At 62.3% G+C, this 17,685-nt stretch carries 15 protein-coding genes; 9 read left to right on the top strand and 6 right to left on the bottom strand.

Annotated features, from left to right (window positions below; all coding sequences use genetic code 11):
- Positions 1-72 precede the first annotated feature (72 nt).
- A complete protein-coding gene (locus tag NR164_RS23870) occupies positions 73-1,014 on the top strand; it encodes an AEC family transporter (RefSeq protein WP_079442863.1) in 942 nt (313 codons plus the stop codon).
- A gap of 27 nt (positions 1,015-1,041) precedes the next feature.
- On the opposite strand, the gene NR164_RS23865 is transcribed toward NR164_RS23870, so the two are convergent.
- The 6 genes from NR164_RS23865 to gatC all read right to left on the bottom strand — a co-directional run bounded on the left by NR164_RS23865 (position 1,042) and on the right by gatC (position 6,269).
- Positions 1,042-1,425, bottom strand: a complete 384-nt coding sequence (locus NR164_RS23865) for a carboxymuconolactone decarboxylase family protein (RefSeq protein WP_017845409.1) — start codon at positions 1,423-1,425, stop codon at positions 1,042-1,044.
- Positions 1,422-2,468, bottom strand: coding sequence for a calcium/sodium antiporter (locus NR164_RS23860; RefSeq protein ID WP_177031517.1), 1,047 nt, complete (start codon positions 2,466-2,468; stop codon positions 1,422-1,424). Before NR164_RS23860 ends, NR164_RS23865 begins: the two co-directional genes overlap by 4 nt.
- A gap of 58 nt (positions 2,469-2,526) precedes the next feature.
- Complete coding sequence (locus tag NR164_RS23855) at positions 2,527-2,898, bottom strand: septal ring lytic transglycosylase RlpA family protein (RefSeq protein WP_046384689.1); 372 nt, start codon at positions 2,896-2,898, stop codon at positions 2,527-2,529.
- Positions 2,899-3,057: 159 nt separating this feature from the next.
- Positions 3,058-4,503, bottom strand: a complete 1,446-nt coding sequence (gene gatB, locus NR164_RS23850) for an Asp-tRNA(Asn)/Glu-tRNA(Gln) amidotransferase subunit GatB (RefSeq protein WP_017845406.1) — start codon at positions 4,501-4,503, stop codon at positions 3,058-3,060.
- Between the two features lie 10 nt (positions 4,504-4,513).
- Positions 4,514-5,965 carry an Asp-tRNA(Asn)/Glu-tRNA(Gln) amidotransferase subunit GatA gene (gene gatA / locus NR164_RS23845; RefSeq protein ID WP_256823338.1) on the bottom strand — a complete coding sequence of 484 codons (1,452 nt, stop codon included), beginning with the start codon at positions 5,963-5,965 and terminating at the stop codon, positions 4,514-4,516.
- Positions 5,966-5,981: 16 nt separating this feature from the next.
- Complete coding sequence (gene gatC / locus NR164_RS23840; RefSeq protein WP_017845404.1) at positions 5,982-6,269, bottom strand: Asp-tRNA(Asn)/Glu-tRNA(Gln) amidotransferase subunit GatC; 288 nt, start codon at positions 6,267-6,269, stop codon at positions 5,982-5,984.
- 210 nt (positions 6,270-6,479) lie between these two features.
- Here gatC and mreB point away from each other — a divergent pair, with 210 nt between their 5' ends.
- The 8 genes from mreB (at position 6,480) to tldD (ending at position 17,666) form a co-directional block, all read left to right on the top strand.
- Complete coding sequence (gene mreB / locus NR164_RS23835; RefSeq protein WP_002555108.1) at positions 6,480-7,517, top strand: rod shape-determining protein MreB; 1,038 nt, start codon at positions 6,480-6,482, stop codon at positions 7,515-7,517.
- Between the two features lie 140 nt (positions 7,518-7,657).
- Positions 7,658-8,755, top strand: coding sequence for a rod shape-determining protein MreC (gene mreC, locus NR164_RS23830; RefSeq protein ID WP_082643815.1), 1,098 nt, complete (start codon positions 7,658-7,660; stop codon positions 8,753-8,755).
- Positions 8,755-9,243: a rod shape-determining protein MreD gene (gene mreD / locus NR164_RS23825; RefSeq protein WP_046384686.1), complete on the top strand. Its 489-nt coding sequence runs from the start codon at positions 8,755-8,757 to the stop codon at positions 9,241-9,243. The genes mreC and mreD overlap by 1 nt, the downstream gene beginning before the upstream one ends.
- A 51-nt stretch (positions 9,244-9,294) precedes the next feature.
- Entirely contained in the window at positions 9,295-9,891 is a 597-nt protein-coding gene (locus tag NR164_RS23820; protein ID WP_256823337.1) for a nucleoside triphosphate pyrophosphatase, read from the top strand.
- Between the two features lie 70 nt (positions 9,892-9,961).
- Positions 9,962-11,419, top strand: coding sequence for a ribonuclease G (rng, locus tag NR164_RS23815; protein ID WP_046384684.1), 1,458 nt, complete (start codon positions 9,962-9,964; stop codon positions 11,417-11,419).
- 75 nt (positions 11,420-11,494) lie between these two features.
- Positions 11,495-15,310: a YhdP family protein gene (locus NR164_RS23810; protein WP_256823336.1), complete on the top strand. Its 3,816-nt coding sequence runs from the start codon at positions 11,495-11,497 to the stop codon at positions 15,308-15,310.
- A 48-nt stretch (positions 15,311-15,358) separates the two neighbouring features.
- Positions 15,359-16,207: a carbon-nitrogen hydrolase family protein gene (locus NR164_RS23805; RefSeq protein WP_017845994.1), complete on the top strand. Its 849-nt coding sequence runs from the start codon at positions 15,359-15,361 to the stop codon at positions 16,205-16,207.
- 16 nt (positions 16,208-16,223) lie between these two features.
- Positions 16,224-17,666, top strand: a complete 1,443-nt coding sequence (tldD, locus tag NR164_RS23800; RefSeq protein WP_046384681.1) for a metalloprotease TldD — start codon at positions 16,224-16,226, stop codon at positions 17,664-17,666.
- Positions 17,667-17,685 lie beyond the last annotated feature (19 nt).

The raw sequence follows: 17,685 nt of genomic DNA, 5'->3' as shown, positions 1-17,685 counted from the left end.
TCTATCAGGCGCCATTGGGCCGTATGGCTTATCATTAGCCCCCTAACGACGCCCACCAAGGTTCTCCCCGGCATGCTGGCTATCTTCCTCACCACCCTCACCATCACCGCGCCGGTGTTTGCCATGTTGTTCCTCGGTGTGCTGCTCAAGCGCATCAACTGGATCAACGACAGCTTTATCCACACGGCATCGTCCCTGGTGTTCAACGTCACCATGCCGGCGCTGCTGTTTCTCGGCATCCTGCATGCCGACCTGCATTCGGCGCTCAAGCCGGGTTTGCTGATCTACTTCGCCGTCGCCACGCTGTTGAGCTTTGCCCTGGCCTGGGGCTGGGCGATTTTGCGCTGCAAGCGTGAAGACCGGGGCATCTACACCCAGGGCGCGTTTCGCGGCAACAACGGGGTGATCGGCCTGGCGCTGGCGGCCAGTATGTACGGTGATTACGGCATCTCCCTCGGCGCGATTCTCGCGGCGCTGGTGATCCTGTTCTACAACACGCTGTCGACCATTGTGCTGGCGGTGTACAGCCCGGTGATCAAGTCCGACCCGTGGAGCATCTGCAAAAGTGTGCTGGCCAACCCGCTGATCATCAGCGTGATCGTGGCCGCGCCGTTCGCCTATTTCCAGATTGGCTTGCCGGGCTGGCTGGAAAAATCCGCGCAGTACCTGGCCGACATGACGTTGCCGTTGGCGCTGATCTGCATCGGCGGCACCTTGTCGCTGGCGGCGTTGCGCAAGAGCGGCAACATGGCGCTGAGCGCGAGCTTGATGAAGATGGTCTGGCTGCCGGTGGTCGCCACCCTGGGGGCGTGGTTGCTCGGGTTTCGCGGGCCGGAACTGGGGATTCTGTTCCTGTACTTCGGCGCACCGACGGCGGCCGCGAGCTTTGTGATGGCCAGGGCGGCGCAGGGGAATCATGAGCTGGCGGCGGCGATTATCGTGATCACCACCTTGATGGCGGCGGTGACCACGAATATCGGGATTTTTGTGTTGCAGGCGGGCGGGTGGATCTGAGCTGTGCCGGTGATAGCTACCTGACCATCACTGCTTGTCCGCCTGATACGCCTCAATCACTTCCTGCGCCGCGCGAAACGCCTCGATCGCCGCCGGCACACCGGCATACACCGCGCAATGCAGCAGCGCTTCGCGGATTTCTTCGACGGTGCAGCCATTGTTCAGCGCGCCGCGCACATGGCCTTTGAGTTCCTGCGGGCACTTGAGCGCGGTGAGGGCGGCGAGGGTGATCAGGCTGCGCGTCTTCAGCGGCAAGCCTTCGCGGTTCCACACGCTGCCCCAGGCATGTTCGTTGACGAAGTCCTGCAGCGGCTGGGTGAATTCGGTGGCGTTGCCCAGGGCGCGATCGACGAACGCATCGCCCATCACCTGACGACGCATTTCAACTCCGGGCTTTTTCTGATCGGTCATTGCGATTCCCTCTTGTGTTGGCGGCGCCAGGCTCGCAGCGTGCTGAACAACAGGAAAGCCACCAGCACTGGCAGGACGTAATACAGCATCAGTTGTTCAAGTTTGTTGGCCAGGCCCATGCCGGTGGTGAACGCCATCACATGCAGCCCATACGCCAGGTACAAGCCCAGCAGCACCAGGCCTTCGGCACGGGTCACGCGGTAGCCGGTATAAAACACCGGCAGGCACAACACCACCACGCCGAGCATCACCGGCAGGTCGAAATCCAGGGCATTGGGCGACACCGACAGCGGCGAGGGCGCGAGCAGCGCGGTCAGCCCCAGTACGCCCAGCAGGTTGAACAGGTTGCTGCCGATCACGTTACCCACGGCGATATCCCGCTGACCGCGCAGGGCCGCGATCAGCGAGGTGGCCAGGCACGGCAGTGAAGTGCCGACGCCGATCAGCGTCAAGCCGATGATGCGTTCCGACAGGCCCAGGTCGCTCGCCACATCCACCGCCGCACCCAGCAACAAATGCCCGGCCAGCACCAGCACCAGCAAGCCGCCGAACATCAGCAATACGCTGCTCAACCAGGGCGCCTTGGCCACCGTGTCCAGCGTGCGCGGGCGCCGTGAATGGCGGGTCTGGTAGTGCAGCACGCCGAGGTAGGCCAGCAGGGCCGCGAGCAGCAGCGAACCGTCGAGTGGCGTCAGTTCTTCATTGGCCGCCAGGGTAAACACCAGCAGGCCGGCGAGGATCATCACCGGGATATCCAGGCGCACCAGTTGCCGCGAGACCCGCAGCGGAATGATCAGCGCCGACAGGCCCAGGGTGACGAGGATGTTGAAAATGCTGCTGCCGATCACGCTGCCCACGGCAATGTCGGTATTGCCGGCGAGGGTGGCTTGCAGGCTGACGGTCATCTGCGGCGCACTGCTGCCGAAGGCGACGATCGTCAGGCCGATGATCAGCGGGCGCACCTTGAGGCTGGCAGCCAGGCGCACCGCGGCGCGCACCAGGATTTCGGCGCCGACGATCAGCAGCACTAGGCCGCTGATCAATTCGATCAGGCTCCAGGGCGAGAGGGCGGTTAATCCGAAAATGGCCAGGGCTCCGTCGTCAATTGCTCAGGGCTTGCACACGAACCCGTGCGGTGCCGCTGCTCAGCATGCCCAGTTGCGCGGCGGCCTGGCGCGACAGATCGATCAGCCGCCCACGGGTGTGCGGGCCGCGATCATTGATGCGTACCACCACGGATTTGTCGGTATCGAGATTGGTCACCTTGACCTGCGTGCCGAAAGGCAGGCGCCGATGGGCGGCGGTCAGGGCGTTCTGGTTGAAAGGTTCACCGCTGGCGGTTTTTTTGCCATGGTGCTTGGCGCCGTAGTAAGACGCGGTGCCGGTTTCGTCGTAGCCGTTGGGGTCGATGAGGCTGCTGGCGCAACCGGCCAGTAGTGAGAACACGGCTAAAAGGCCAAGTAAGCGCTTCATTATCAAGGTGCCCTCATCACAAATGTGGGAGGGTGCTTGCCCCCGATAGCGGAGTGTCAGTCACTACTTTTTTGACTGAATCACCGCTATCGGGGGCAAGCCCCCTCCCACAGGAGGTCCGAGTCGAGCATGAAATCTCACTCGGACCGCTCACCGCGATCAGCCTTCGAGCTTGCTTTTCAGCAGTTCGTTCACCTGTTGCGGGTTGGCCTTGCCCTTGGAGGCTTTCATGGCCTGGCCGACAAAGAAGCCGAACATCTTGCCGCGCTTGGCTTCGTCTGCCGCGCGGTATTGTTCGACCTGCTCCGCGTTGGCCGCGAGCATTTCATCGAGCACCGCCGAGATGGCGCCGCTGTCGGTGACTTGCTTGAGGCCGCGCTTCTCGATGATCTCGTCGCTGCTGCCCTCACCGCTGGCCATGGCTTCGAACACAGTCTTGGCGATTTTGCCGGAGATGGTGTTGTCTTTGATGCGCAGCAGCATGCCGCCCAACTGCTCGGCCGAGACCGGTGCTTCGTCGATTTCCAGGCCCTGTTTGTTCAGCAGGCTGCCCAATTCCACCATCACCCAGTTGGCCGCCAGCTTGGCGTCCCCGGCGATGCTCACGACTTTTTCGAAGTAGTCGGCTTGCTCACGGCTCGACGCCAGGACGCTGGCGTCGTAGACCGACAGGCCGAACTGCGCCTGGAAGCGCTCGCGTTTCTGCGGCGGCAATTCCGGCAGGGTGGCGCGCACGTCATTGAGGAACGAGTCCTCGATGACCACCGGCAACAGGTCCGGATCGGGGAAGTAACGGTAGTCGTTGGCTTCCTCTTTGCTGCGCATGGCGCGGGTTTCGTCTTTGTTCGGGTCGTACAGGCGGGTTTGCTGGATCACCTTGCCGCCGTCTTCGATCAGTTCGATCTGGCGACGCACTTCGGTGTTGATCGCCTTCTCGATGAAACGGAACGAGTTGACGTTCTTGATCTCGCAGCGGGTGCCGTACTCGACCTGTCCCTTTGGCCGGACCGACACGTTGCAGTCGCAGCGCAGCGAGCCTTCGGCCATGTTGCCGTCGCAGATGCCCAGGTAGCGCACCAGCGCGTGGATCGTCTTGACGTAGGCCACGGCTTCCTTGGCGCTGCGCATGTCCGGCTCGGACACGATCTCCAGCAGCGGCGTGCCGGCGCGGTTCAGGTCGATGCCGGTGGCACCGTTGAACTCTTCATGCAGGCTCTTGCCGGCGTCTTCTTCCAGGTGCGCGCGGGTTACGCCGACACGCTTGATGGTGCCGTCTTCCAGCGGGATATCCAGGTAGCCTTTGCCGACAATCGGCAACTCCATCTGGCTGATCTGATAGCCCTTGGGCAGGTCCGGGTAGAAGTAGTTCTTGCGCGCGAACACGCTGTGCTGGCCGATTTCGGCGTCAATCGCCAGGCCGAACATCACCGCCATGCGTACCGCTTCCTGGTTCAGCACCGGCAACACACCGGGCATGCCCAGGTCTACCAGGCTCGCCTGGGTGTTGGGTTCTGCGCCGAACGTGGTGGCGCTACCGGAGAAAATCTTCGATTGGGTGGCGAGCTGGGTATGAATCTCCAGCCCGATCACGACTTCCCATTGCATAGTGTTCTCCTCAGAAGCCGGTAGGGGTGCGAGTGTGCCAGTCGGTGTTCAACTGGTACTGGTGCGCCACATTGAGCAGGCGGCCTTCCTGGAAGTACGGGGCAAGCAATTGCACGCCGACCGGCAGGCCATCGACGAAACCGGCGGGCATGGACAAGCCCGGCAAGCCCGCGAGGTTGGCGGTGATGGTGTACAGGTCTTCCAGGTACTCGGCGATCGGGTCGCCGGTCTTGGCGCCGATCTTCCAGGCCGGGTTCGGCGTGGTTGGGCCGAGGATCACGTCGACTTCTTCGAACGCCGCCATGAAGTCGTTCTTGATCAGGCGACGGATTTTTTGCGCCTTGAGGTAGTACGCGTCGTAGTAACCGGCCGACAGGGCGTAGGCACCGACCATGATCCGGCGCTGCACTTCGGCACCGAAGCCTTCGCCACGGGAACGTTTGTACAGGTCGTTGAGGTCTTTCGGGTTTTCGCAGCGGTAACCGAAACGCACGCCGTCGAACCGCGACAGGTTGGAAGACGCTTCGGCCGGCGCGATCACGTAGTACGCCGGAATCGCGTGCTGGTTGTTCGGCAGGCTGATTGGCTTGATCACGGCGCCGAGCTTTTCCAGCTCCTTGACGCAGTTGTGGACCAGTTCGGCGATACGCGGGTCGAGGCCGGCGCTGAAATATTCGTTCGGTACGCCGATGCGCAGGCCTTTGAGCGAGGTATTGAGGCTGGCGCTGTAGTCCGGCACCGGCTCGTCGACGCTGGTGGAGTCCTGTGCGTCGAAGCCTGCCATACCTTGTAACAATATTGCGCAGTCTTCGGCAGTGCGTGCCAGGGTACCGCCCTGATCAAGGCTGGAGGCGTAGGCGATCATGCCCCAGCGGGACACGCGACCGTAGGTCGGCTTCAGCCCGGTGAGGTTGGTGAACGCGGCGGGCTGGCGGATCGAACCGCCGGTGTCGGTGGCCGTGGCCGCCGGCAGGAAGCGCGCGGCAACCGCCGCCGCCGAACCACCGGACGAGCCGCCTGGCACGCAGTCCAGGTTCCACGGGTTTTTCACCGCGCCGTAGTAGCTCGACTCGTTGGCCGAGCCCATGGCGAATTCGTCCATGTTGGTCTTGCCCAGGGTCACGGCCCCGGCGGCGGCCAGCTTGGACACCACGGTGGCGTCGTAGGGTGCCTTGAAGTTGTCGAGCATCTTCGAGCCGCAGCTGGTGCGAATGCCCTGGGTGCAGAACAAGTCCTTGTGGGCGATCGGTGCGCCCAGCAGCGCGCCGTTCTCACCGTTGGCGCGACGTGCGTCGGCGGCCTTGGCCTGGCTCAAGGCCAGCTCCTCGGTGATGCTGATGAAGCTGTTGACCTTGGGGTCGAGCTCGGCGATACGCGCCAGCAAGGTCTTGGTCAGCTCTTCGGAAGAAAACTTTTTGTCGGCGAGACCGCGGGCGATCTCGGCCAGAGTCATGTGATGCATGAAAGGCTCTTTCCCTTTAGTCGATGACTTTCGGAACCAGATACAGGCCGTTTTCGACCGCTGGCGCGATGGACTGGTAGGCCTCGCGATGATTGACTTCGGTCACGACGTCTGCACGCAGGCGCTGGGTGGCTTCCAGCGGGTGAGCCAGGGGCTCGATGCCGTCGGTATTCACGGCCTGCATTTGGTCAACCAGCCCGAGAATGCTGTTCAGGGCTGCGGTGGTCTGTGGAAGATCGGCATCATTCAGGCCAAGCGAGGCCAGATGTGCGATTTTTTCCACGTCGGAGCGTTCAAGCGCCATGGGATTCTCCAGTGGAAAACAGAACGGAGGGCGTCCGTGTGTTAGATTGTCGGAACACTACCGCATTTCTACGGTCATATGGCCGCGATTGTGGGGGTTGGTGCGTAGAAAGTCGGCCAATTTAGCACATTGGCGCCTTGCCCAAAATCCCTGTCGTTGTTAGAGTTTGCCGCACTTTTTTACCCACGCGTTGCCTAGGGTCCTTTCCCCATGTTCAAGAAACTGCGTGGCATGTTTTCCAGCGATCTTTCCATTGACCTGGGCACTGCCAACACCCTTATTTACGTGCGCGAGCGCGGTATCGTCCTGAATGAGCCATCGGTTGTGGCTATTCGGACCCATGGTAATCAGAAAAGTGTCGTTGCCGTCGGCACCGAGGCCAAGCGCATGCTCGGCCGAACACCAGGCAATATCGCGGCCATTCGTCCGATGAAAGACGGCGTGATCGCCGACTTCAGTGTCTGCGAGAAGATGCTGCAGTACTTCATCAACAAGGTTCACGAAAACAGTTTTCTGCAGCCCAGCCCTCGTGTGCTGATCTGCGTACCGTGCAAGTCCACCCAGGTGGAGCGTCGTGCCATCCGTGAATCGGCCCTTGGTGCCGGTGCCCGTGAAGTGTTCCTGATCGAAGAGCCGATGGCTGCTGCGATCGGTGCCGGCCTGCCGGTTGAAGAAGCGCGCGGTTCGATGGTGGTGGATATCGGTGGTGGTACCACTGAAATCGCCCTGATTTCCCTGAACGGTGTGGTGTATGCCGAATCCGTCCGTGTGGGCGGTGACCGCTTCGACGAAGCGATCATCACTTATGTGCGTCGCAACTACGGCAGCCTGATCGGCGAATCCACCGCCGAGCGCATCAAGCAGGAAATCGGTACCGCTTATCCGGGCGGCGAAGTGCGTGAAGTCGATGTGCGCGGTCGCAACCTGGCCGAAGGCGTGCCACGTGCCTTCACCCTGAACTCCAATGAAGTGCTCGAGGCTCTGCAAGAGTCCCTGGCCACCATCGTTCAGGCGGTGAAGAGCGCGCTGGAGCAATCGCCGCCGGAGCTGGCTTCCGATATCGCCGAGCGTGGCCTGGTACTGACCGGTGGTGGCGCCTTGCTGCGCGACCTCGATAAGTTGCTGGCCCAGGAAACCGGCCTGCCGGTGATCGTCGCCGAAGACCCGCTGACCTGCGTCGCCCGTGGCGGTGGCCGTGCACTGGAAATGATGGATAAACACACCATGGACCTGCTCTCCAGCGAATAAGTGATTGCTGGTAAGCCCATGTTTCGCCCGCAGGCAGCACTTTGCAGTGCTGCCTGTTGGCGTTTATCTTCTTCAATCTGCATCCAGGCCGGTTAGATGCCGTATGAATAGAGAGAACATTTGCCTGGGAGGAGCGGCCTATTAAACCGCTTTTCGCCAAAGGCCCCTCATTGGGCGTGCGCTTATTGGTGCTGGTCGTGCTTTCGGTCGCGCTGATGGTGGTCGATGCTCGCTTTGCACTGCTCAAGCCCGTGCGTAGCCAGATGTCGCTGGTGTTGATGCAGACTTACTGGATCACCGACCTGCCGCAACGTCTCTACCAGGGCGTGGCCAGCCAATTCGGCAGCCGCACCGAGCTGGTCGCCGAGAACGAAAAACTCAAGACTGAAAACCTGCTGCTGCAGGGGCGCATGCAAAAGCTGGCGGCCCTCACCGAGCAGAACGTTCGGCTGCGCGAGTTGCTCAACTCCTCCGCTCTGGTCAACGAGAAGGTCGAAGTCGCCGAGTTGATCGGCATGGACCCCAATCCCTTTACCCATCGCATCATCATCAACAAGGGTGAGCGCGACGGTGTGGTTCTTGGCCAGCCGGTACTCGATGCCCGTGGCCTGATGGGGCAGGTGGTCGAGTTGATGCCCTACACATCGCGGGTATTGCTGCTGACGGACACCACCCACAGCATTCCGGTGCAGGTCAACCGCAACGGCCTGCGCGCGATTGCCAGCGGTACGGGTAACCCGGAGCGGCTGGAACTGCGTCATGTGGCCGACACCGCCGATATCAAGGAAGGCGACCTGCTGGTCAGTTCCGGCCTGGGTCAGCGCTTCCCGGCGGGTTATCCGGTGGCGACGGTCAAGGAAGTGATCCACGACTCCGGCCAGCCTTTCGCGATTGTCCGCGCCGTGCCGACGGCCGCGCTGAACCGCAGCCGCTACCTGTTGCTGGTCTTCAGCGACAACCGCACCCCGGAAGAGCGTGCCAACGACGCCGCTCAGGCCCAGGAAGCGGAAGACAAACGCAACGGCACCACGCCGATCATCCCGGCGACCGTACCCAAGCCCGCGCCAGCCACACCGCCTGCAACAGCGCCGGCGGTGACTGCGCCCGTGGCCACGCCAGCCAAGCCGGCCGCTCACAGCGCTCGCCCGGTGAAACCGGCGGCGACCAAACCGCCGGCCGCCGCGCCTGCGCCCGCGACGCCCGCCGCCCGGGCAACCACGCGGCAGAGGGAGGAATAATGGCCGGTACTCATTCGCGCAATGGCTGGATCGTCTGGCTGACCTTTGCTCTCGGCTTGCTGCTCAGTGTTTCGCCGCTGCCGCAGTTCATGGAAATCCTGCGTCCGCTCTGGCTGGCCCTGCTGCTGGCATTCTGGTCGCTGAACCTGCCGCATAAAGTGGGCATGGTCACCGCAATGTTTCTGGGCTTGGCGGAAGATGTGCTCTATGGCACCTTGCTGGGGCAGAACGCGTTGATCCTGACCTTGATCACCTTCCTGGTGCTCTCATTGCAGCAGCGCCTGCGCATGTTCCCGATGTGGCAACAGTGCCTGGTGATCCTGGTGATCTTCGGCCTGGCGCAGTTGGTGCAGCTGTGGCTCAGTGCCTTGACCGGCAACCGACAGCCGACCTTGGCACTGGTGTTGCCGGCCCTGGTCAGCGCGTTGCTGTGGCCGTGGGTCAGTTTCGGTCTGCGCGGGTTATGTCGCCGCTATAAAATCAATTGAATGGATTGCGAGGCTCTGCCTGGTTATCGAACCCCACAGGGAGAGTCTGCAATGAATTCGCTTTATCTGGCCTCGGGCTCCCCAAGGCGGCGTGAACTGCTGACCCAGATCGGTGTGCCGTTTACCGTGGTCAGCGCCGCGATTGATGAAACGCCTCTTACCAACGAATCTCCCGTTTCCTACGTCGAGCGTCTGGCGCGCGCCAAGGCCGCGGCGGGTTTCGCTGCCCTCGAGGAAACCTCCGGGGCCTGTGTGCTGGGCGCCGACACGGCGGTGATCGTCGACGGCCAGATCCTTGGCAAACCGGTGGATCAGGCCGACGGCCTGGCCATGTTGCTGGCGCTGGCAGGGCGTGAACATGAAGTGCTGACGGCGGTTGCTCTCACGGACGGTCAGCGCTGTGACACCCGATGTGTAAGCAGTCGCGTACTTTTTCGTGGGATTTCTGTCGAGGAGGCTACAAGCTACTGGCACAGTGGCGAACCTCAGGACAAGGCCGGGGGTTATGCTATCCAGGGGCTGGGCTCGGTGTTTGTGGCCGGGCTCAATGGCAGTTATTCCGCCGTGGTCGGCTTGCCGGTGTGCGAAACCGCGCAGTTGCTTGGCCAATTCGGCATACCCTGTTGGCAAAACCTTACCGCGCGCTGAACGCCGTACACCAGCGCCCAGCCTTAAGCGATCGGCCACTATTGTGAAAACGCCTGAACGAGACCCAGCCATGAGTGAAGAGATTCTGATCAATATCACGCCGATGGAATCGCGCGTGGCGGTGGTAGAGAACGGTGTTCTGCAGGAAGTTCACGTCGAGCGCACCCAGAAGCGCGGGATCGTCGGCAACATCTATAAAGGCAAGGTCGTGCGCGTATTGCCCGGCATGCAGGCCGCCTTCGTCGATATCGGCCTGGATCGCGCCGCGTTTATCCATGCCTCGGAAATTTCCCTGCGTGAAGGCCCGGCGGTGGAAAGCATCAGCGCCCTGGTGCATGAAGGGCAGAGCCTGGTGGTGCAAGTCACCAAGGACCCCATCGGCTCCAAAGGTGCGCGGCTGACCACGCAACTGTCGATTCCTTCGCGCTACCTGGTGTACATGCCGCGCACCGCCCATGTCGGCATTTCCCTGAAGATTGAAGACGAAGCCGAGCGCGAGCGTCTGAAAAAAGTGGTCAGCGACTGCGTTGCCGCCGAGGGCATCAAGGAAGCGGGTGGGTTTATCCTGCGCACCGCCGCCGAAGGCGCCGGTGCCGATGAAATCCTCATGGATATCCGCTATCTGCGGCGCCTGTGGGACCAGATCGGCACACAGATCAAGACCGTCGGCGCCCCCAGCGTGATCTATGAAGACCTGGGCCTGGCCCTGCGCACCTTGCGTGACCTGGTCAGCCCCAAGATCGAGAAAATTCGCATCGACTCGCGGGAAACCTTCCAGCGCACCACGCAATTTGTTGCCGAACTGATGCCGGAAATTGCTGACCGCCTGGAGCATTACCCTGGCGAGCGGCCGATCTTCGACCTGTATGGCGTCGAAGACGAAATCCAGAAAGCCCTCGAACGCAAAGTGCCGCTCAAGTCCGGTGGCTACCTGGTGGTGGACCCGGCCGAAGCCATGACCACCATCGACGTCAACACCGGTGCGTTCGTGGGGCACCGCAACCTTGAAGAGACCATCTTCAAGACCAACCTCGAAGCGGCCACTGCGATTGCCCGCCAATTGCGCCTGCGCAACCTGGGCGGGATCATCATCATCGACTTCATCGACATGGAAGATGAAGAGCACCAGCGTCAGGTGCTGCGCACCCTCGAGAAGCAGCTGGAACGTGATCACGCCAAGACCAACATCATCGGCATCACCGAGCTGGGCCTGGTGCAGATGACCCGCAAGCGCACCCGCGAAAGTCTTGAGCAAGTGCTGTGCGAGCCGTGCAGCAGTTGCCAGGGGCGCGGTAAATTGAAGACCCCTGAAACGGTTTGCTACGAGATTTTCCGGGAAATCCTACGAGAGGCACGAGCCTACCAGGCTGAAGGTTATAGAGTGCTTGCCAACCAGAAAGTGGTCGACCGCTTGCTGGATGAAGAGTCCGGTAACGTAGCTGAACTGGAAGGGTTTATCGGGCGCACCATTCGTTTTCAGGTCGAAACCATGTACTCCCAGGAACAATACGACGTGGTGCTGCTCTGATTTTCATTCATTGGCTTTCCCTGAACCCGACAGACCTGGATCTGCGGTCCGACTACTGCCTGAGGGTCGCTTGACATGGAGCGTCTGACACGCTTTTTTGCCGCTTTGACCCGCTGGGGCCTGGGCCTGTGCGCCCTGCTGCTGGTATTGGCGGCGGTGTACGTGAGCCTGGGGCGTGAATTGACCCCGCTGGTCGCCGAATACCGCGCAGAAATCGAAGCCAAGGCCCAGGCCGCGGTGGATATGCCGCTGCAGATCGGTCGCCTTGAAGGCCGCTGGAGCGGTTTCGCCCCTGTGTTGCTGGCCCATGACGTGATGGTGGGCGAGGGCAGCAATGCCTTGCGCCTGGATCAGGTGCAGGTGGTGCCGGACATCTGGGCCAGCCTGATGGCGCGCGACGTGCGTATTGCCCACCTGGAAGTCAGCGGCCTGCAACTGAGCGCCAGGGAAGACAAGGATGGCCACTGGGCGCTGCAAGGCCTGCCGGTGCAGGACGACCAGCCGCTGGACCCGGAACAGTTGCTCAAGCGCATGCAGAGTGTCCAGCGCGTGTCGTTGCTGGATAGCCAGGTCACGTTGCAGCCGTTCGACCAGGCGCCGCTGACCTTCACGTATGTGGGCCTGAGCTTGCAAACGGGCGCGACCCGCCAACGCCTGGACGCCCGCCTGACCCTGCCGGATGGCCAACCCCTGGCCCTGAGCCTGCGCACGCAGATCCGCGCCAGTGCCTGGAAAGACGCTGAGGTCCAGGCCTACCTGAGCCTGCCCCAGAGCGATTGGGCCAAATGGGTCCCGGCCAGGTTGACCCAGCAGTGGAAACTCACGCAGTTCAAGGCTGGCGGTGAATTCTGGCTGACCTGGGCCAAAGGCACCGTGCAAAGCGCGGTGGTGCGCCTCAACTCGCCGCAAGTGAAGGGCAGCTACGCCGACCGCAAGCCGGTCCACATTGAAAACCTCGCCCTGACCGCCTACCTGCAACGCAATGAGAGCGGCCTCAAGGTGCTGTTCGATTCGTTGGCGATGAACATCGGCGATAGCCGTTGGGAATCGCGTCTGCAATTGCAGCAACGCCTGGCCACCGACAAGGCGCAGGAAGTCTGGAACCTGCAGGCCGACCGCCTCGACCTGACCCCGATCACCCCGTTGCTCAATGCCTTGGCGCCGTTGCCGGAAGGTTTCGCCAAGACGATCGAACACCTCAAGGCCACCGGTCTGCTGCGCAATGTGCTGGTGGATTTTCGTCCGCAGGACACGACCGATCAGAAAGTCAGCTTTGCCGCCAACCTCGAGCGGGTGGGCTTCGACGCCTACTTCGGCGCTCCTGCCGCACGTAACGTTTCCGGCAGCATCAGCGGCGACCTGGGGCAGGGCGAGCTGCGCATGGACAGCAAGGACTTTTCCCTGCACCTCGACCCGATCTTCGCCAAGCCCTGGCAGTACATCCAGGCCAATGCGCGCCTGACCTGGAAGCTCGATCAGCAAGGTTTCACCCTGATCGCGCCGTATATCAAGGTGCTGGGCGAGGAAGGCAAGGTCGCCGCCGACTTCCTGATTCGCCTGCATTTCGACAATAGCCAGGAAGACTACATGGACCTGCGGGTCGGCATGGTCGATGGCGATGGACGTTTCACGCCTAAATACCTGCCGGCGGTGCTGAGCCCGGCGCTGGATGAATGGCTGCGTACCGCGATTCTCAAAGGCGCGGTCGATGAAGGCTTCTTCCAGTACCAAGGCTCGCTGAATCACGGCGCGTTGCCGGCTTCGCGCAATATCAGCCTGTTTTTCAAGGTGCATGACGCTGAGTTGGCGTTCCAGCCGGGTTGGCCCCATGTGAGCAAGGTCAACGGCGAAGTGTTTGTCGAGGAGAGCGGTGTCCGCATCCTGGCCAGCAAGGGCCAACTGCTCGATACCGGCGTCAAGGACATCTACGTCAATATCCCCCACGCGCCTGCGGGCAAGGACAGCCACTTGCTGCTCACCGGTGAGTTTGCCGGCGGCCTGGGTGATGGCGTGAAAATCCTCCAGGACGCGCCGATAGGCACCGCTTCGACCTTTGCCGGTTGGAAAGGCGAGGGCGATCTACAGGGCAAGCTGGACCTGGATATCCCGCTGGCCAAGGGCACCGAACCGAAGATCGTGGTGGATTTCCAGACCGACAAGGCGCGCCTGCAATTGGCTGAGCCGCCACTGGACCTGAGCCAGCTCAAGGGGGATTTCCGCTTCGACAGCGCCAAGGGCCTGAGTGGGCAGAACATCACGGCGCAAGCCTTCGATCGGCCGATCACCGCGCAGATCTTCGCGGATGGCAAGCCGGGCAGTATCAGCACCCGCGTTACCGCCAAAGGCCAGGTCACGGTCAAGCGCCTGACGGACTGGTTGAAAATCAGCCAGCCGCTGCCGGTGTCCGGTGATATTCCGTACCAGTTGCAGCTCAATCTGGACGGTGCCGACAGCCAGTTGAGGGTCAGCTCCAACCTCAAAGGCGTGGCCGTGGACCTGCCGGCACCGTTCGGCATGGCGGCCAGTCAGGGCCGTGACAGCGTGTTCCGCATGACCTTGCAGGGCGCCGAACGCCGCTACTGGTTCGATTACGGCGACCTGGCGAACTTCACCTTTGCTGCGCCGCCGGATAAATTCAGCGACGGCCGCGGCGAGTTGTTTCTCGGCGATGGCGATGCGCTGCTGCCCGGTAGCAAGGGCCTGCGCATTCGCGGTGTGCTGTCGGAACTGGACATCGATCCGTGGAAGAAACTCATCGATCGCTACGCGGGCAACGACCCGGGAGGCAGCGCGAAACAGCTGTTGAGCGGCGCCGACTTCAAGGTGGGCAAGTTGACTGGCTTTGGGCAGCAGTTCGACCAGGTCAGCCTCCAGCTTGACCGCAAACCCTCGGCTTGGGGCCTGCAGTTCGACAGCCAGCAGGCCAAGGGCACGGTCAACCTGTCGGACGCCAAGGGCGCCCCCATCGCGGTCAACCTGCAGTACGTGAAGCTGCCGGCGGTGGACCCGACGGTACAGGCGGATGAAAATGCGCCGGACCCATTGGCCGACATCGATCCCAAGGATATTCCAGCGCTGGACATCAGCATTGATCAGCTGTTCCAGGGGCCGGACCTGATCGGCGCGTGGTCGCTGAAGATCCGACCGACCGCCAAGGGCCTGGCCTTCAACAACCTGGACCTGGGCCTCAAGGGCATGCTGCTCAAGGGCGCTGGTGGTTGGGAAGGCGCGCCGGGCGACAGCAGCAGTTGGTACAAAGGGCGCCTGGATGGCAAGAATATCGCCGATGTCCTCAAGGGCTGGGGCTTTGCGCCTACCGTGACCAGTGAAGATTTCCACCTGGACGTGGACGGTCGTTGGCCGGGCTCCCCCGCCTGGGTCGGGCCCAAGCGTTTTTCCGGCAGCCTGGATGCAACATTCCGCAAAGGCCAGTTCGTTGAAGTGGAAGGTGGCGCCCAGGCGCTGCGGGTGTTCGGCCTGCTTAACTTCAACTCCATCGGCCGTCGGTTGCGCCTGGACTTCTCCGACCTGCTCGGCAAAGGCTTGAGTTATGACCGGGTCAAAGGCTTGCTCGCGGCCAGCAACGGGGTGTTTGTGACCCGCGAGCCGATCACCCTGACGGGGCCGTCGAGCAACCTGGAGCTTAATGGCACCCTGGACCTGGTGGCTGATCGCGTGGATGCCAAGCTGCTGGTGACATTGCCGGTGACCAACAACCTGCCGATCGCCGCGCTGATTGTCGGCGCGCCGGCCATTGGCGGCGCGCTGTTCCTGATCGACAAGCTGATCGGCGACCGGGTTTCGCGGTTTGCCAGCGTGCAGTACAAAGTCGAAGGGCCATGGAAAGACCCGAAAATCAGCTTCGACAAGCCATTTGAAAAACCAAACTGAGAGCCTGTGGAGTAGCATGGCTGCATGCCATTTATGGAGTGTCGGCCCATGTCCTTTGCGGTAATTCAAATGGTCAGCCAGAGCGATGTGCTGGCCAACCTGGCCCAGGCCCGGCGCCTGCTGGAGCAAGCGGCGGCAAAGGGTGCGCGGCTGGCGGTGCTGCCGGAAAACTTCGCCGCCATGGGCCGCCGCGATGTGGCCGACATCGGCCGCGCCGAGGCGTTGGGTGAAGGACCGATCCTGCCATGGTTGAAACAGACCGCCCGCGACCTCACCTTATGGATAGTGGCTGGCACTTTGCCGCTGCCGCCCAAGGATCAACCGAACGCCAAGGCCAACGCCTGCTCGTTGCTGATCGATGAGCATGGCGAGATCGTCGCCCGCTACGACAAGCTGCATTTGTTCGATGTCGACGTGGCGGACGCGCGCGGTCGCTATCGTGAATCCGATGACTATGCTTTCGGGAGCAACGTTGTGGTGGCGGATACGCCGGTCGGCCGCTTGGGCCTGACGGTGTGTTACGACCTGCGCTTCCCGGAGTTGTACAGCGAGTTGCGCGCGGCGGGGGCTGAACTGATTACCGCGCCCTCGGCCTTCACCGCGGTCACCGGCGCCGCCCATTGGGATGTGCTGATTCGCGCACGGGCCATCGAGACCCAGTGTTATCTGCTGGCGGCCGCCCAGGGCGGGGTGCATCCGGGGCCACGGGAGACTTATGGCCACGCGGCGATTGTCGACCCCTGGGGGCGCGTACTGACGCAACAGGATCAAGGCGAAGCGGTGTTGCTGGCCGAACGCGACAGCAGTGAACAGGCGTCGATACGGGCGCGCATGCCGGTGGTCAACCATCGGCGCTTTTTCTCGCAGGGCGCGCAGCGGCCTGCTTCAGAACGATGAATTTAAGGCCAAACCTATGAGCGAGTTGTTGTCCTCAGTCAGCGAACACCTCCTGGCACCCGGTGGCGTGACCATCGAAAGCCTGCAAACCGTGCTGGGCGATCTGGCCGGGCCGGGCATCGACGCGGCCGACCTGTATTTCCAGGGGCAGATTTCCGAGTCGTGGGCTTTGGAAGACGGGATCGTCAAGGAAGGCAGTTTCAACCTCGACCAGGGTGTCGGCGTGCGCGCGCAATCCGGTGAGAAAACCGGTTTCGCCTACAGCAACGCGATCACCCTGGAAGCCTTGGGCCTGGCCGCCCGGGCTGCCCGTTCGATTTCCCGCGCCGGCCAGAACGGTACGGTGCAGGCATTCAGCACCCAGGACGTGGCCCAGTTGTACGCGCCGGATAACCCCCTGGAAGTGATCAGCCGCGCAGAAAAAGTCGATCTGCTCAAGCGTATCGATGCTGCGACCCGCGCCCTCGACCCGCGTATCCAGCAAGTCACGGTGAGCATGGCCGGGGTGTGGGAACGCATCCTGGTGGCGTCCACCGACGGCGGCCTGGCGGCGGATGTGCGGCCGCTGGTGCGTTTCAACGTCAGCGTGATCGTCGAACAGAACGGCCGCCGCGAGCGCGGTGGGCACGGCGGCGGCGGTCGTACCGACTACCGTTATTTCCTCGCCGAGGACCGCGCCATGGGTTATGCCCGTGAAGCGCTGCGCCAGGCGCTGGTCAACCTGGAAGCCATCCCCGCGCCGGCTGGCACCTTGCCGGTGGTGTTGGGCTCGGGCTGGTCTGGCGTACTGCTCCACGAAGCCGTGGGCCATGGCCTGGAAGGCGACTTCAACCGCAAGGGCAGTTCGGCCTACAGCGGGCGCATGGGCGAGATGGTCGCCTCCAAACTGTGCACCATTGTCGATGACGGCACCCTGGCCGGTCGCCGTGGCTCGTTGAACATCGATGACGAAGGCACTCCGACCGAATGCACCACGCTGATCGAAAACGGCGTGCTCAAGGGTTACATGCAAGACAAGCTCAACGCCCGCCTGATGGGCGTGGCGCGTACCGGTAACGGCCGTCGCGAATCCTACGCGCACCTGCCGATGCCGCGCATGACCAACACTTACATGCTCGCTGGCGAAAGTGACCCGGCGGAAATCATCGCCTCGGTCAAACGCGGGATCTATTGCGCCAACCTCGGCGGCGGCCAGGTGGACATCACCAGCGGCAAGTTCGTGTTCTCCACCAGCGAGGCGTACCTGATCGAAGACGGCAAGATTACCGTGCCGGTCAAAGGCGCGACGTTGATTGGTAACGGGCCGGAAGCGATGAGCAAGGTGTCGATGGTCGGTAACGACCTGGCACTGGACAGCGGCGTGGGTACGTGCGGCAAGGATGGGCAGTCGGTGCCGGTGGGCGTGGGTCAGCCAACCTTGAAAATTGATGCGATCACCGTGGGTGGCACGGGGTCGTAAGAGCGGGAGCTTCGGGTGG

This window comes from Pseudomonas sp. Pse79, assembly GCF_024519615.1.
GTDB lineage: Bacteria > Pseudomonadota > Gammaproteobacteria > Pseudomonadales > Pseudomonadaceae > Aquipseudomonas > Aquipseudomonas veronii.
This window is presented reverse-complemented; position numbering and strand designations above follow the sequence as displayed.